Annotated in this window: 10 protein-coding genes; all 10 read right to left on the reverse strand. The window is 42.6% G+C overall.

All coding sequences use genetic code 11. The features are described 5' to 3' along the window. The 10 genes from DXD78_RS07560 to DXD78_RS07605 all read right to left on the reverse strand — a co-directional run bounded on the left by DXD78_RS07560 (position 1) and on the right by DXD78_RS07605 (position 16,515). Positions 1-396: a hypothetical protein gene (locus DXD78_RS07560; protein ID WP_034529763.1), complete on the reverse strand. Its 396-nt coding sequence runs from the start codon at positions 394-396 to the stop codon at positions 1-3. A 24-nt stretch (positions 397-420) separates the two neighbouring features. Further along, complete coding sequence (locus DXD78_RS07565) at positions 421-708, reverse strand: RyR domain-containing protein (protein WP_005837162.1); 288 nt, start codon at positions 706-708, stop codon at positions 421-423. A 158-nt stretch (positions 709-866) separates the two neighbouring features. Beyond that, positions 867-1,541, reverse strand: a complete 675-nt coding sequence (locus DXD78_RS07570; RefSeq protein ID WP_009038395.1) for an ABC transporter ATP-binding protein — start codon at positions 1,539-1,541, stop codon at positions 867-869. 37 nt (positions 1,542-1,578) lie between these two features. Then, positions 1,579-3,936 (reverse strand): ABC transporter permease, encoded by a 2,358-nt coding sequence (locus DXD78_RS07575; protein WP_009038396.1) that lies wholly within the window; start codon positions 3,934-3,936, stop codon positions 1,579-1,581. Positions 3,937-3,964: 28 nt separating this feature from the next. Next, on the reverse strand, positions 3,965-6,364 hold the full coding sequence (locus tag DXD78_RS07580; protein ID WP_009038397.1) for an ABC transporter permease: 2,400 nt from the start codon (positions 6,362-6,364) through the stop codon (positions 3,965-3,967). Between the two features lie 18 nt (positions 6,365-6,382). Further along, positions 6,383-8,758 carry an ABC transporter permease gene (locus DXD78_RS07585; RefSeq protein ID WP_009038398.1) on the reverse strand — a complete coding sequence of 792 codons (2,376 nt, stop codon included), beginning with the start codon at positions 8,756-8,758 and terminating at the stop codon, positions 6,383-6,385. Positions 8,759-8,772: 14 nt separating this feature from the next. Further along, entirely contained in the window at positions 8,773-11,160 is a 2,388-nt protein-coding gene (locus DXD78_RS07590; protein ID WP_009038399.1) for an ABC transporter permease, read from the reverse strand. A 30-nt stretch (positions 11,161-11,190) separates the two neighbouring features. Further along, positions 11,191-13,596: an FtsX-like permease family protein gene (locus tag DXD78_RS07595; RefSeq protein ID WP_009038400.1), complete on the reverse strand. Its 2,406-nt coding sequence runs from the start codon at positions 13,594-13,596 to the stop codon at positions 11,191-11,193. A gap of 11 nt (positions 13,597-13,607) precedes the next feature. Beyond that, positions 13,608-14,858 (reverse strand): efflux RND transporter periplasmic adaptor subunit, encoded by a 1,251-nt coding sequence (locus DXD78_RS07600; RefSeq protein ID WP_009038401.1) that lies wholly within the window; start codon positions 14,856-14,858, stop codon positions 13,608-13,610. Between the two features lie 169 nt (positions 14,859-15,027). Continuing rightward, positions 15,028-16,515: a TolC family protein gene (locus DXD78_RS07605; RefSeq protein WP_009038402.1), complete on the reverse strand. Its 1,488-nt coding sequence runs from the start codon at positions 16,513-16,515 to the stop codon at positions 15,028-15,030. Between the last annotated feature and the right edge of the window lie 136 nt (positions 16,516-16,651).

Genomic DNA, 16,651 nt, shown 5'->3' on the forward strand with positions numbered 1-16,651 from the left:
TTAGACAGTTTCCTTTTTTTCAGTTTCTTGTTTCAATTCTTTTCTGATATTCTCTTTCAGTTTATTGATTTCTTTCTCATCGTTATTGATAATCTCCCGTTTTTCTTTTTCCTGGTACAAGGATGCAAGAATGTTTCTTTCTTGTTCCAGATTCAATGAGAATACATCTATTAATCTCTTGATACATAGAAAAAAACAGATGCATACGCTAAGGGAAATGATGGCATGGAGTGTCATCAGGTAGGTCATTCCACGCGATGGAAAGAATTGAATAAGGTTTTGGAATGTAGTGCATGTCACAATCAATGCTGCAACCAGAAAGAGAATGATAAAGGCAGGAATCACGAATTTCCACCAGTGCCGGATAGGATAATACTTGTTCTCACTCGTCCTCATAGTACTATAATAGATATTGGATTATTATTTCTTCTGTATGTCGAATCCCAGTTTCATAATCAGTTTCAGTGTCTGTATGGCTGTTTGCCGGTCGTATTCTCGTTCTGAGTCCGGTAACTCTTCGTATGGTACAAGTCCGGGATGTGTCTTTAATTCATCATTGCGTGTCTCTCCGTATTTCCATCCTTCTTTCACTCTTCCCAAAGCCCATACTTCATGCACATTGCGTGCCATGGCTTCTGTGAGTTCCGTCAAATTATCCGGTAAAGTGATATTTTCTGCGTTCAAAGGGGACGGTGTGTATGTTTTCATTTTCTGTTATTTAAAATGTGGAAGTAAAAAGTTTATTGGTAGCAATATTAGGCATTTCGGACGACAGAAACAAAAAAAAGGAAAGCTATTTCCAAAAAACATGCAGATTACAATGGAAAAAACATTGCAACCTGCATATAAATCGGGAGAAGCGTGAATTATAAGTTAGCTTCCGTCACTACCTGCCCGTCAAACAGATTGATGATACGTCCGGCAAATCCGGCATCATGTTGTGAGTGTGTCACCATGACAATCGTAGTGCCTTCCTTATTCAGTTCATTCAGTAGTTCCATTACCTCTTTTCCGTTCTTTGAATCGAGGTTACCGGTAGGCTCATCGGCAAGTATCAGTTTAGGGTTTGATACGACTGCACGGGCGATTGCCACGCGTTGCTGTTGTCCGCCGGACAATTGTTGCGGGAAGTGCTTGCTGCGGTGCATGATTGCCATACGCTCCATAGCGGTTTCCACCCGGCGCTTGCGTTCGGTGGCAGGAATGCCCATGTAGAGTAGCGGCAGTTCGATGTTCTCGTATACATTCAGCTCATCAATCAGGTTGAAACTTTGGAATACAAAGCCGATGACTCCTTTACGCAAGTTGGTACGTTGGGCTTCTGTATATTTGGATACTTCCGTCCCATTCAAGTAATATTCTCCGGATGTAGGATTGTCCAACAGACCGAGGATATTCAGTAAAGTGGATTTTCCGCAGCCTGAAGGTCCCATGATAGCGACAAACTCCCTTTCTTTCACTTCAATGTTTACGTCGTTCAAAGCCAGAGTCTGTACTTCCTCGGTCTTGAAAATCTTCTGTAAGTTTACTGTCTTAATCATAATGCTTTGTTTTTATGGGTTATAAATATATCATTTCTTACTCGGATTTGATGCAGTCAATCGGATTTGTTTTGTTCAGCAAATAACTTTGCAGACACACTGTGACGGCAGATATTATCCAGACAATACATAGTGGCAATAGAAAGTCCATAACGGTGAAGGGGGCTTTATAGGCAAACTGTTCATGCCAATGGTGCATGAGCCAATAAACAATGGGGACAGCTAGAATATATGCAAGCAGAATTTGCAGGCAGAATGGTTTATTCAGCAACAGCACGATTTGTCGGGATGTTGCTCCATGAATCTTGCGAATGCTGATTTCGCGGATACGCTGGCGAGTGGCATACCATGAAATGCCGAATAAGCCGAAGCAGGTCAATATCAAGCCAATCAGAGAATAGGCGATAAGGAGTTTGGAGAGAGACAAGACTTTACCATTGCGTTTCATAAAGTCTTGGTGCATGTCTGTGTATTGAAATATCTCCCCTTCATTCATCTTTTCCCATATTTGGGCTATTTGATGTAGTGTTTCTTGTTTATTGCTTTCAATCAGCTTAATCTGCAGATAGTTGGCACCCGACATTCTCTCTGTAGGTGGAAGGTAAAGTATGACCGGGGTAATTTCATTTTCCAATGAACTGAACGGGAAGTCCTCTAATACACCGCCGATGATGTATAAAGAATCGGCAGACTGGTCAAATTCTTTCAAAGGTTTTCCAATGGCATTTATTCCTGCTGGAATCAGCATCCTGACATAGCTTTCGTTGACCAGTGCAGGATAGGCATATTGTTTTTGCAGTTGTTCGGGAGCGTTGCCGGACAAGAGTTTGAACCCCATCGTTTTTACCAGATTGGCATCACTATACAGCATTAATAGGCAGGAACTTTTTTCCGTACCGTCGGCTTGTTTGATGGATAGCTCACGTATCCATGAATTCAATATGGAGCCTTGTGACAGGGCGATGGACTCTATTCCTTGTACATGTTTCTCCAGTTCTTCTTTAAGTATTGTAGCCGGTGCGGCATTGAAATCTCCTATTTCAATCCGATTTTCGTAACAGTAGGCCCGTTCCTTGATGAGATTGATTTGTTCATTGGCAACGAGAGTAGCGAATATCAGCCCTATAGAAATGGAAAACTGAAGAATGACCAGCAAAGCTATGAAACGTTGTTTCTTTTTACCTCCGTAAAGTGTCTTGTATTCGCTGAATGAGAGTTGTGAAAGTCTATGGCTGATATACCAGGCAGGGACAATGGACATAACTAGTACAAAGAGCACTAACAAGGGTAGCATCTGTAGGCTGAAAAAGAAATGTACGTTTAAATGGGATGCAAATAATCCATTGAAAAAAGACAGACAGTCGTTGATGATGAGTAAAGATAATCCGAATGCCAGCAGCACAGTGAGGAATGCATCACCAAATAGTTGGATGCGGATATCCTTCAGGCTGCTTCCCATCAGTTTCTCCACATGTATCATTTTGAGCTGTTGCAATACACGGCTCAGGCTCATGTTGGTATAGTTGCAGCAGGCTATGATAAGTACCAACAAGGCGGCAGCAAGGCTGATATACAATAATTGCACATTACTTTGATTGATATACGGCAGAGGTTGTTGTGTATCGTAGTCCGGTGTAGTAAAGTAGATGTCGGACAGAGGGTCGACGTAATATTGTGTCTTTTCCGGAATCAAAGTGGGAACTTTGTCGTGGTTGATTTTTTCGGTAAACTGTTGGGCATCGGTATTTGGAATTAGTTTCAGAAATGTCATTCCACCCCAAAAGTCTTTGTTATTCCCGGTAATCATGTCGAATTGGAGCAATGATTGTGACCGTGACTTTAATATGGCTGCCACTTCATAACTTTGGGTATCAGTCATGGTTTTTATTTCCAGCAATTCTCCTAATGGATTTTTATCTCCAAACAGTTTATGTGCAAAAGCTTCACTGAGCGCTACTTTGCCCGGTTGTTCCAATACTTGCTTTAAACTACCGGTAATGGGATGATAGTGGAAGAAATGTTGCAAAGTAGTATCGGCAGATATAAAGGTTATATCGTGGTAAATCTCCCCTCCATATTTACAATATTGTGGAACCAGAGAATTGATACGCAGGTAGTCTTCCACTTCTGCATATTTTTCTTTCAGCATAGGGGGAATATTGGCATCAGCATAGGCCACCTTGCTTCCGTCCTGCATTGGATTATCCTGACGCAGACAGAAAATACGGTTCTTGTCCCGATTGCCACTCTCTATATTATAATCATGTACAAAATAGGTGAACAGCAAGTTTGTACATGCTAACCCTATAGCCAGACTGACTATAGAAATGAAGAAGAAAACTTTGTTTCTCCACCAACCGCGGGTAATTATTTTTAGGATTGCAAGTATGGTCATAATTGGGGGATAAATATAATATATTCTTTTATTCGTTTTTAATGACTTCTGCCGGATTTGTCCTTGCTATTTTCAGAATACGGAAAATAATAGTCAGAGTAGTAATGACAGCTACGATTATGAAGATTGAAATCCAAAATAGCGGGCCGTCATTAAAGAATACGATATACATGTTTTTCCATAACTGCAGTATGGCATAACATAAAGGAAATGCTATCGCTGCCGAGAGTACAAGCTGATAAATATACGTACGGGCAAACAATATGATAATCTGTTTCAATCCCGCACCATTTACTTTACGGATTGCCACTTCCTTTTGTCTGCGTTCCGTATCCAGTGTGATTGCCGAATAGACGCCTAATAAAGTGATTATAAGGCTGACAAATGAGAAGAATAAGATTATTCCTTTCATGTTGTTCTCGATGGCTTGTGCTTGGTGAATGTCTTCCAGCAAGGTCGAAATGTGTAATTGCATACTCGGTGGAAGATTCTCTTCCAGTATTTTCTTAACGAAAGTCTTTGCTTCTTCTGCTTTTCCGGGTACACACTTCAAATAGCAATGACCTACATAATATTTGAAATCACAAGGCAGAAAGATGAAGCCCTGGCTCTGATTGTAAGTGTCGGCTACAAAATCGGAGCAAATGCCGCATACCGTGTAGCTGTCTTGGTAATTGTACAAGGTGGTTCCCAGTAAATCCTTCTTCATACGTTCTGCCAATTTACGGTCTGCTACCATGTCACTATTTGTCTTCAGGGCATGCCCGGAGAGAATAGGGATATTCATAAACTCGAAAAAGTTATTAGGAACATTCATTATATTGACTTCAAGGCTACATTCCCGGTTATCTTTTTCTGTCTGCATGCTTGTTCCCGAAATACCTTTCAGATAATTAATATCTGTCAGCATTTTATCTTTTATATCCGGATGCTGACTGATGCGCTCTATGAGAGCAAGCTTTTCGTCATTTTTTAGAAAACGGTAATCCATAGGAATACTGATGATTTCGGACTTTTCTTTTTCTGTCAGTGTGTTGAACAGTGTGGAACCGGTCTTGTTAGCCTGCAAATATAAAGCGACTGTAAAGACTATGAATAACCAACAGATGAAAAATTGGATACTCAAAAGACAATTTCGTATCTTCTGTTTGTGGCGTTTGGATTTGTTCTTGTAGATACTTGACTGGATGGAGGCATGTTTCATCCTCCATACGGTAAACAAGCAGAGTAATAAGCATAGTAAAATAATGCCTGCCATATATTCTATTGTCTGTATCAATAATAGGTCTCGTTCAATGACTAATGTGAAATCAAATAAAGAGAATGAAAGGTAGGGGTTAAATATTTCTATCAGACAGAAAGTCAATAAGAAGGCTATGAACGAAATGATAATGGCTTGGGTAAAAAGTAACCAGAATAGTTTGTTGCCATTACTTCCATTCACTTTACGAATGCCGAACTCGTGCGAACGGTTCAGATAACTCCCCGTCAAAAAATGAAAAAAGTTGAGTAGACCAGTCAGTAGAATCAAAAGGCCGACAATGAATGTGATTCCGGCAAAGTAAGGGGCAACGGATTTCTCCCGAAAAAGTTTTCCGAAATTCGAGGCTGATACGGTATTTTTCTCATTGAATATTGTGTGCTTCAAGTCCATTGCACGGAAACTTGCTTCGAGTTGCGCGGATGTTTTGCCCGGACGAAGAAGAGCAAAAGTAAGTCCACCGGTCATACTGTCTCGTCCTTTGAATTGCAAAAGTCCTTCGCTATCGTTCAAGATTAACATATCAATCTTTTGGAGAAAGCTAAGGCTGGTATTCAATGGAATGTCTTCTATTATCGCTTGTATGGTATAGATGGTACCTCCTGTTCGTGGTGTGGTATCAGGTGAAGAGAAAAGCCGTTGTGCTAAGGTCATTCGCTTTCCTATCGGATTCTCTCCGAGACCAAATATTTTGTGTGCCAGAGAGCGTGTCAGTATCACAGCATTGGGAGTTTGCGATGCTACAGCCCATGAACCTTGTAATACTTCCGGGGTGAACACGCTATGGTAGGTTGTATCTACTTCCATAGCATATAAATCTTCGTAAGGCAGTTCTTCCTTGTCGATAGTTTCCACATTGTAGCTACGTGGGCGGGGATAGGCAACAAAAGTAAATGCTTCTACTTCTTGGAATTGCAATTGGCGCAGACTTTCAAACAACGTAGCGGGAGTTCCGGAATAAGGTTCTTCTGCTGGAGTGTATAGGTTTATGTCTGCAATGCGTTCCCAGTGGGTAAAGCACTTGTCGGTAGAATTTATATAGCGGCTGCAATATAGGCAGATACTAAAACAAAGTATACCTACCGACAGTCCGATGATAGAGATGATATTCTGTGCCTTGTACTTTAATAGGTTTCTGAATGCTGTTTTAATATAATGTCTTATCATAATAGTATCATTATTGTATTATTCGCTTTTGATTACTTCCGCCGGATTCTGTCGTGCAGCCTTTTTTACTTGATAAACCAATGTTAATATGGAAATTAATGATATGATGATTGCTGCAATAATGAACAACCAGCTGCTGATGTTGGCTTTGTAGGCAAAATCTTTCAGATAAATGGTTATTCCCCAATAAGATATAGAAATGGCAATCAAAAATGACATTGCTAATATGATAATGTATTTTTTGAGTAATAACAATAAAATTTCCTTATGTGTAGCGCCATGTACTTTTCGTATAGCTATTTCCCGGTATCTTTGTTGTATGTCAAATAAGGACAATCCAAACAAAGCTATTGAGGATATTAGAATGGCCATAAAGGCGAAAAAGGAATAGGTGATGGTTATTTGCTTGTCTGACTTATAGAGATTCTCAACTTCCTGTTTTGCAAAAGTATAATTGAAGGCTCCATCAGCATTGTCGTTGTGTAGGTTTTCCAGGAAGGCAACGGCATCTTTTTGATGTCCTGGAGCAATTTTAGCTTGCAAAGGAATTTGTGAAAGATATGTTTCACCGTATATAAAAGCTATAGGAAGAACCGGTTGGGATAAATGTCCGCAATAAAAATCTTCGACGATACCTATAATCTGATAAGGGTTCAAATCCCTACGCGGCCATAAAGGTTGTTGGGGTTCCAGCCGGGCATTGATTGCGCTTTCGAGTCCGAAGAGTTGCATGGCTTTTTGATTGAGAATCAGTTTGGCTTCACCTTCATGGTCGATGTCGGCATCCCATAAACGTCCCTGGGATAAACGGAAGCCATGAAATCTTATTTCTTCTTCTGTAATGGGAATGCAATACAATTGTTTGAAATTGGTTTCTCCGAACTTGCGGAAAAGTACCGGAGATTCGGTGAAATATTCATAGGGGGATAAAGAGTAATTCCATGCCGTGAATAAAGGAGAGGCATTCATTGCAGTGGATATATTTTCTTTGGAGGCTTTGCGCAAGGAGGTCTGTTTCAGATATTCTGCTTCAGTGGTAGGCTGTTTGCGTTCATAGCGTTCAAAATGGACTTTAACGATAGAATCTGTGTCATAGCCTAAATCTATGTGAGTCATTTCATACAGTTGTTTGGCGAAGAACATGGAAACAACTATTAGAATGAATGCCACGATATACTGAATACTCAGATAGAGGTTTCTTACAACAGACGATTTTTCACCACTGCCTATTTTCCGTAATGAATGGATAGGCGTGTTGTATTTGAATTTAAAAAACGGATAGATTGAAGCTGTCAATGGCAGTAAAATCAGGATAGCTATGGTTATTCCTATGTCAAATATACCATTAGGCTGTTGAATGACATCAAAATATTTATTTAAGGGAAAGGCAGAAATCTCGACAAGGAACCAGGCTATAAACAATGATACAAGTGTCAGACATAAATTCTCGATATATAGTTGGGAGAATAGCTGTGCTGAATTGTTTCCAAAAACCTTCTTTAGTCCGAATTCTTTGCTTCGTTTCAATAATACAACCGTATAAAGACTCATAAAATTGAAGATGCCTACAATTAAAATTAGTACAGCAACAAGTGCCAATAGATGTAGCTGTGGTAAATTCCCCCTTTGCAGCATGTCCTGCCAAACATCAATGGCTGGATGAAAATACACTTCACGCATGGGAAGCAGTTGATACCTGAATTCAACATCCGCAGCACGTGGAGATTGCCGGAACGCTGCATGCCGTGCATTTATCTTCGTAAAGGAAGCCCCTTTATGAATTAATGCCATTTTCATCGGGAAACGGAACTCCCAATCCTTCTGCAATGTTTCAGGAACAAGCAAGTCGAAATGAAGCGAGCGTTTCCCTCCGTCTTTGCCGATAACTCCGGTCACCGTAAGAGGGTCGCCGGTAGAGTATTCAATGGTTTTGCCGATAGGATTTATGTTCCCGAAGAGTTTCTCACTCAGCTCTTCTGTGATAAAGGCGGTTTGTGGAGACGCCGCCCATGATTCGGCTTTTCCATATTTCATGGGAAAATCAGTCACTATTAGAAACAAGCTGTCTGCTACAATCGTTTCTACATCAATATGTTTTTCTTCCTTTATGATATAGTCTTTATTGAACCATACGAAAGTGGACATCGCTTCTATGTCTGCATCTTCGAGGGGCCCTCCGATAACTGCCGTTTTATTGTTGTCATCTTTGTATTCCTGCACCATGATGCCTATCCGGTCTTTGTCGGGACTATAACAATCTACATCATTTTCCTGCTTCACGTAGCGGGAGATTATGATGACACATGCCAGACTTAAAGCCAATCCTAATATATTGATGGCTGTATATATCTTGAAACGATATAATGTCCTTATAGATAACTGCACCAACTTCATATCTTAATCTTATTTTATTCCGCTTTGATTACTTCTGCCGGATTTATCTTCGCAGCCTTGTGTATTTGCCAAAATAATGTTCCCAGTGAGATGAAAGCCACTATCAGTAACGATATAACATATATTCCTATACCTACGGATGCCTTCACTGCGAAATCTTGTGTATATAGGTATATGATATAGTAAGTCAGAGGAGCGGCTATAATAAATGCAACGGCTAATACAAGAATATATTTGCGGAACAATAATTGGTAGAGATCACACATCCCGGCTCCATTGATTTTGCGAATACCTATTTCCCGATAACGCTGACGAATGTCAAAAAGTGAAATGCCAAATAGCCCTAAACAGGATATCAAGACAGCTATCAGTGCGAAACAAGAATAGATAACCGCTATCTGCCGGTCTTTTTGATACAGTTTATGCCATTCATCTTCCAATAAAGTATATTCGAAGTCTGTACAACCATAGATACGCAGCTCTGTGTCGCGCAAATAGTCAAGTACATCTTTAAGTCGTCCGGGGGTATAGGCTATCTGGCACATATCGTCACTGCGCTGTTTGCATACATTGTAGATAATGGGGCGATGTCCTGCACTCAAGTGGCGGTCATAGTAATCCTCAGCAACGGCAACAATGGGATGCAGAGGAGCATTGGGATTTAACCGACGCTCGTTCTCTTCCTGTACCAAAGCTTCAGACAGATTGTCGTAGTGCAAAGCTTTCATAGCTGCTCGGTTGGCTACCAAAACCTCTCCTCTGTTTCCTTCTCCTTCAAAACTGGGAATACTACCTTCTATTATTTTGATACCGTACAACTTAAAAAAGTTAGGGGTAGCATACCAAAACTTCATCTCTACTTTTTCCTCTCTATTGTTATAGTAGGTTACTTTAAAACCTTCGGAAAGTATATGTCGTTTTTCCATTTCAAAATGTTCTATAAAAGGACACTGTGCAAGTGCCTCCCATAGTTCATGTCTGCGTTGCCACATAGCTTCTCTGGCTTCCTGCCATTTTTCGCGTGGCATCGCTGATTCCGATTCATACCCTAACTTGGCTATCAGTACATTTTCTATGCGAAATCCTGGTTGCGTGTGTAATAAGAGCGAAAGCTGCTTGTTGAAATAAAGGGAAAGACTGATGAGCAGGAATGTGAAGATGTATTGTATAAAAAGAAAAAGAATGCGTGTGTGTACAGTACGTTTGCTTTGGGTGGCATCACGAATTGAGCTGACGGGTGATGCATAATTGTATTTTACAAACGGATAGATAGAGGTCAATATGGGTGATATTACCCAAATCCCGGCAGAAAGCCAAAAGTCGAAAGATGTATAAGTGAAAGGATATTCCAACAAACGGCTGACAGGGATTATCGTTATCTCTATCAGTAACCAAGCCAGTAATAAAGCACAACCAACTAAAAGTCCGTTTTCTGTTAATATCTGCAGGAAAAGTGTCGTTCCTTTTATACCGAACATTTTTTTAAGCCCGTACTCTTTTCCCCTCCGTTGTGTGCCTATCAAATAAAGATTGATGAAGTTTATAATGCCGGTAAGCAATAACAATAAGCATACACAAGATAAAATGTAAATATGAGAACGTTTTCCATAAGTGAGCATGGCAGGGCAACCGGCATCTTGCACGTAAGCTGGTTCCCAATAAATATCTGCTATAGGTATGAACGAAAATGTATATTGTCGTGCATCTATATTTTTCCAATTCGGATTTACCCAACGTGCTTGTTTCCCAAGTTCGTTCATTTTCTTGATGCTTGTACCCGGCGTGAAACGAACAAATTCAATAGGCATACGTTCCCAAAATGAGGAAAGCGTATTTGATACCACAATGTCAAATTGTATCATTGTCTTGCAAGTCGGTTCGGCTATAATGCCACTTACGGTAATATCTTTCCCATTTGAATAATGTAACACTTTACCTATAGGATTGTCATGGCCAAAAATACGACGTGCACATACTTCCGTCAGTAGTGCAGATTCAGGAGATTTTATAGGAGTTCCTTGCACTATGCGGTAAGGAAAAAGCTGAAAATAACAACTGTCTGCTACGAGTGTCCGCACTGTGTAACGGGATGCTTCGTCGCTCACAAAATCCTGTTCCATCAGAATTAAAGAAGTGCGTTTCTCTATGTAACGGTGGTCAATGTATATACTGTCTTTATTCGTGTTTTCTATTGTTGCCATTCCTCTATTGCCATCCATGTCCTGAATGACTCCATAGACATGTTCCCGGTCTATGCAATGTGTATCTACCGTCAGTTCTCTATGTATATATCGCATCAGCATGATGCAGCAGGCAAGGCTGAAGGCGAGCCCCAGCAAGTTTATAACCGTGTATGATTTTGAGCGTATCAGGAAACGCCAAGCGTATTTCAGTGTTTTCATTATATGTCAAATTTATAATTTTTATGTCTTTTATTCGTTTTTCATAATGCTTGCCGGATTGATGTTGGCAGCCTTGCTGATTTGCCTAATAATAGTCAACAAGGAGATGGCAGTTGTTATGGCTACTGCTACGGCAAACAAGTCGAATGTCAAAGGGGCTTTGTGGGCAAAATCCTGCAAATAGAGGGTAATGGCAATCCATGACAAGGGTATGGATAGCAAAGTGGCGACTCCCATGACCGAGAGATACTTTTTAATGAGTAAGGGGTAAATATCCTTTGCTTGCGCACCGTTCACTTTGCGTAAACCTATCTCACGGTAACGTTGCCGAATATCGAACAAGGATATTGACAATAATCCCAATGAAGAGATGAAAATGGCTATTCCGGCAAAGAGCGTATAAATGTTCACCACTTGACGGTCTTCACGATACATCTTTTGGAGTTCATCTTCTATCAGCGTATATTCAAAGTCGGTTCTTCCCGTAGATTCTTCGTATAAGTGGCGCAGGAAATCAATGACTTTGGCTTTATTCTCGTGCTTATACGAGGCTGTAACAGTATAAATTCCGCCTATGCTTGCATCGTGATAATAGATGACAACCGGTTGGATGGATTGTGAAAGGTGCCGAACATTGAAATCCTTTATGACCCCTACTATCTCGCAAGGTGGATTGTAGAAATCCGGTAAGCTGCTTGAGGCGTAGTGTGGTTCTTCAGGTTGCAGCTTGTCTTTGGTGATGTCTTTTATTCCATAGACTCTTTTAGCGGTTTCGTTGATAATTACCTTGAAACTGTTTTTGGTGAACGCTTCATCTATGGAGTCGTTCCATAGGCGCCCCTCTACAAGTTGAAAATCGTATATTGCCATGGAGTGGGTCGTTAAATGTGCAGATAATGCCGGATGGAAACCGTTCTCGGCTCTGTTGAGCGCAAAACTGTCAAAACGGAAGTCGGTGAACAGCAAGTCGTTTCCTCTGCTCCAATGCTCAAACAGAGTGCTTTCACTCATTCGTTTATTGACCAAAGCATTACTTATATATTGTCTTTTTCCTTCATCCAATCCCTCCTCTTTAGTTGTTTTATATAAGCCCAATTTATCGACATACATCCGGCAAGTTATCACATCGTGCGAGCGGAAACCGAGGTCGGCGCAGAGCATATACTCCAACTGCCGTACAAAGAATAGAGAAACGGTTATTATAAAGATGGTTACGACATATTGAAAACACAGTAATATCATGCGTGACCGTGTGGAAAAGCGTGAAGATGCCAGCTCGCGTATGGAGTTGACGGGTCTGCTACATGTGTATTTCAAGAACGGATAAACAGTAGTCAGCAATGGCAATCCTAAAAGTACGATGGCAGAGACCTTCCGGTCAAAGCCGGAGTCTGTTGTGGTAGGTATATAAAGTTCATGGAAAAAGAAAAACCTGGTTATTTCTATTAAAGCCCAGCAAAGGAGTAATGCCAGTCCCGTCAATAAGATGTTCTCGGCATATATTTGCAGGAAAATGTCTGTCCTGCCTGCACCGAACACCTTTTTTACCCCAAACTCTCTTGACCGCTTGGACATGATGACAGTGTAGATGTTGATGAAGTTCAGCAGCCCTATGATGCCTACCAGGAAGGCTACTACCATCAATACCCGGACATAGCTTTGGTTGCCATATTGATAGTTCTTGTTTTCTTTTCCGTGGTCTTTATCGTAATATAAATCTTTCAAAGGCAGATACTGATAGCGTACCGTCTCATAAGTGCTCCATTTGCTGCGGGGGTGTTCTTTTGAATACTTTTTATTCAGCAGTGCGATGTCTGCATCCGATGCCATCAGCATGGCGTATATAGGGTCGAAAAAAAGGAATTCATCCAATTCATTCGACATAAATATATCTGGCGTCCACGATGTCTTGGTATCGGGGTCATCCACCACTCCTACAATAGTGAATTTATTCCCTTTTGTGTTTTTGAAAGTAGCGCCTATGGCATTCTTTCCTCCCAGCTTCTTCATCCAAAAAGAACGGGTGATGACAACATCCCTCGGGCGGACTATTCTTCCGCTTCCGGCAATCACCCTATATGGAAAGATTTTGAAGAAGGTGCTGTCTACAGAAAAAGCGTTCGCTGCAATTTCTTGTTCACCGAACAGAACGGGCATATCCGATATTTGATAAATCACCGTAAATTGTTCTACGTCAGGATCCTTTTCCAATCCCGACCGGTAGCCTCCCAAGAAGTTCTCACCACTGCTGGTAGAGGTTTTTATCAGGCAAATGCGTTTATATTCGGGAAAGCATTGGTTCACTGTATTTTCTTGGTGGATATATCGGGCTACGGTGAGTACGCAAGCCAAACTGCACGCCAGTCCCAATACATTGATAAGGGTGTATGCTTTGAATTTCAGCAATGCATTGATGGCTAAGATTATTTGTCTCATAGTGCGTAGTTTTATTTCATTATCAATTCTTCCGCCTCGCCAAAGGTATCATATCCCGTTGTAATTACCCAATCTCCGGGCTGCAAACCTTCCGTAATCTCGTATTGTTGCGGATTTTGGCGACCGATGCCAAGCGGCACGCGCACGGCTTTTGTCTTTGCGGCGTTCAGTTTGTAAATCCATTGTCCTCCGGTACTCTGGTAGAAGTTGCCGCGCGGAATGACGAGCGCCTCCTCCGGCTGGCCGAGTTCTATCTGTACCCGGAAGCTTTTGCCTACACGTACGTTGTCGGGCATGTCACCGGTGAAGACGAGGTCTACGTCGAACGTGCGGTCTTTGACTTCGGGAACCACTTTCGTGATGCGCAACGGGTATTTTCTTCCCTGATAATTGATGGTGGCAGGCAATCCGGTGATAATGCGGTCGATGTAGTATTCGCTCAGGGAAGTATGCACTTTATATTGGTCCAGCACCTTGATTTCCGCAATGCTTTCACCGGAAGCGACCTGCTGTCCCGGAGTCACCTTGACAAAACTGAGCTGGCCGGCGACGGGAGCTTTCACCACCAGGTTGCCGAGTCGTTCGCAGGCGCGTTCATACTTCTTCCGTTCCCGTTCGCGGTCGTTCCTGATGAGGTCTTTGCGGATGACGGTGACGGCAGAGTCATGACGGAGGCTTTCCCTTTGAAGATGGGCATTTTTCACTTTATAGTTGTATTCGTCCTCGGAAACTTCGAGCTGCGCCTTGCTCTTGATGCCCATGCGGTACTCCTCCTTGTCAAGGGCAAAACTCTTGCGCAGGCGGTTGAGGTCATAATCGGTCTGCAGGGCTTGTTGTTGCAGGTTCAGGCTTTTCTGCTCCATTTCAATCTCTTTTTCGCGGTAGGTGATAAGCTGCTTTTCCCAGTCGTCGCGCTGGTCTTCGATACTGCGCAGCAGGTCGGGGTTTTCCATGACGAGGATGGTGTCTCCTTGCTGGAGCAGGCTCCCCTCCTCTCCTATGATGCGTTCCACGCTTCCGGCTTCACGTGCATTGACCTTGATGGTAAGGATGGGCTGAATCACTCCCTCCACATCTACATATTCCATAAATTTGCCGTTCTTGACTTCGGCTATCTGTATGTTGTCTTGCTCGATGCGCAGTTTGCTGGGACCCAGCGAAAGGGTGACTACATAAATCAGGAAGGTAAGGAAGGTAACGCCTCCCGCCAGATAGTAGCGGTAACGGATGTACCAGGGTTTCTTTTCAAGTTTTATATCCATAATGCAATATTTTATATACTCTTTTTTTACTTTTCAGATACTCCCTTCAGAAGTACTTCTGAATAAGGGTTCCGAGTTTTACTAAAACTTCACCGGAGATTTAGTAAATCGTCACCGGAGTTTTAGTAAATCTCCGGCCAGCTTTTACTAAAACTATTCCACGATTCTATTATTGTATAGATTCTTCATTAGTAACCCTTTCCAAGTCTTCTGCCAGTGGCCTCTCTTTTTCAAAGTCATATAGCGTGATGCTTCTCAGTGTATAGTACAGACTCCAATAGTTGTACAAAGCCGTTATATAGCTTCTCCGGGCCGTATCTTTTTCCGTGATGGATGCATTGAGGTCGAGTACCGAGGACTTTCCGAGCAGATAGAGTTTTCGGGCTACTTCGGCGCGTCGTTGGGCTGTATGGTCTGTGCGGGCGGCTATGTTTACCCGTTGCGCCTGCAGGTTGAATTGCTTTACGAGTTTCCGTACGTTCAAGTCGAAATCCGTCTTGTCCTGCTCTACCTGCGTGTAGACAAGGTCTCGGTTGGAACGGGCCACGCGTACTTGTCCCCTTCCGCGCCCCCAGTCCAGGATGGGGAGGGTAATGCCCAGGCTGACGTACTGCTGGTCCAGTGGATTCCGGTAGGCATCTTTCAGCTTGTCGGCAGTTTGTGTCAAGCCGAAGCGCAGGTAGATGTCTGCCTTCAGTCCGGCATTGGCCTTGGCGCGCGACACGGCACTCTCGCTTTCCACCTTGCGGCGCAGCATGTTCTGTATCTCCGGACTGTTTTCGTTGGCAAGCATCAGTGCGGCATCCAGGTCGATGTGCAGGTCGGGCACGCGGTTGTCTATTCTCACCTTTATAAGGAGGTCTTCTTGGATGCCGAGGTAGGAACGGAGTTCCTGCATGCAGTTTTCCACTTCGATGCGGGCATTCATGCAGTTGGTTTCTTCGGTCAGTTTGTTGAGTTCGAGTTGCAACATTTCGTTTTCGCTGATGGTGCCGATGTTATATCGTCCTTGCGCATATATATATAAGGTGTCTGCATTGGCGTAGTTGGCGTTGGCTATTTCGTAGTTGCTTTGTGCTTTGGCCAGGTTGAAGAACTTCTCTGTGGCATTGGCGGCAACAAGTTCAAGGGTTTCTACGTAGGTTTTCTTGGCTTCGCGATAACGGATAGGTTCGATGCGCCGATCCCACTTCAGGCTGTTGTAGCCAAACAAGGACTGGCTGTATCCGATGTTGACGGGTGAAGTCTGCCAGGAATAGGTGTCACTGCTGAAAAGGTCGAGGCGCTGCGCAGCCGTTTCAATGAAAAAGGTTCCTCCGGTCCACGGCACGTTTTGTGTCAGGCTCAGTGTCAGGTCGGTACTCAGCAGGTTCTGCTCTATGAACTTGACGTTGCCGTCGCTTTGGGTCACTTTGTTGATGGCACGGTCCAGATAGGGATTGGAAGTAAGCTTGAGCGTCGGCAGGTAGTTGGCACAGTAGTATTTGTAGTTCCAATAAGCGGAACGGAAGCTATGGCGGGCATTTTGGGCGTCGGGCGACTGCTGGCGGGCCTGCTCGATGGTTTCTTCCAAAGTCAGCTCCAGCGTGTGCTCTTGGGCAACGGCACTCGACATCAGACTGAATGTAATAAGCAATAAAAATATATTCCGGTGCATAGTTGTTTTCTTTACTCTATAAAGTTCAAATTCCATGCCATAAGTGTAAGTTGTTGTATTATAAGTGTTTGTTGTGGTTCGAAGCTTTCCAAACGTGTGCAGTTGCGCACAAAAATAGTGCGATAATGCACGCACA

Origin of the sequence: Bacteroides sp. D20 (assembly GCF_003436255.1) — a bacterium.
Taxonomy (GTDB): domain Bacteria; phylum Bacteroidota; class Bacteroidia; order Bacteroidales; family Bacteroidaceae; genus Bacteroides; species Bacteroides uniformis.

Coding starts and splice junctions, on each gene's coding strand:
- DXD78_RS07560 (WP_034529763.1), bottom strand. CDS start 396: ATGAGGACGAGTGAGAACAAGTATTATCCTATCCGGCACTGGTGGAAA.
- DXD78_RS07565 (WP_005837162.1), bottom strand. CDS start 708: ATGAAAACATACACACCGTCCCCTTTGAACGCAGAAAATATCACTTTA.
- DXD78_RS07570 (WP_009038395.1), bottom strand. CDS start 1,541: ATGATTAAGACAGTAAACTTACAGAAGATTTTCAAGACCGAGGAAGTA.
- DXD78_RS07575 (WP_009038396.1), bottom strand. CDS start 3,936: ATGACCATACTTGCAATCCTAAAAATAATTACCCGCGGTTGGTGGAGA.
- DXD78_RS07580 (WP_009038397.1), bottom strand. CDS start 6,364: ATGATAAGACATTATATTAAAACAGCATTCAGAAACCTATTAAAGTAC.
- DXD78_RS07585 (WP_009038398.1), bottom strand. CDS start 8,758: ATGAAGTTGGTGCAGTTATCTATAAGGACATTATATCGTTTCAAGATA.
- DXD78_RS07590 (WP_009038399.1), bottom strand. CDS start 11,160: ATGAAAACACTGAAATACGCTTGGCGTTTCCTGATACGCTCAAAATCA.
- DXD78_RS07595 (WP_009038400.1), bottom strand. CDS start 13,596: ATGAGACAAATAATCTTAGCCATCAATGCATTGCTGAAATTCAAAGCA.
- DXD78_RS07600 (WP_009038401.1), bottom strand. CDS start 14,858: ATGGATATAAAACTTGAAAAGAAACCCTGGTACATCCGTTACCGCTAC.
- DXD78_RS07605 (WP_009038402.1), bottom strand. CDS start 16,515: ATGCACCGGAATATATTTTTATTGCTTATTACATTCAGTCTGATGTCG.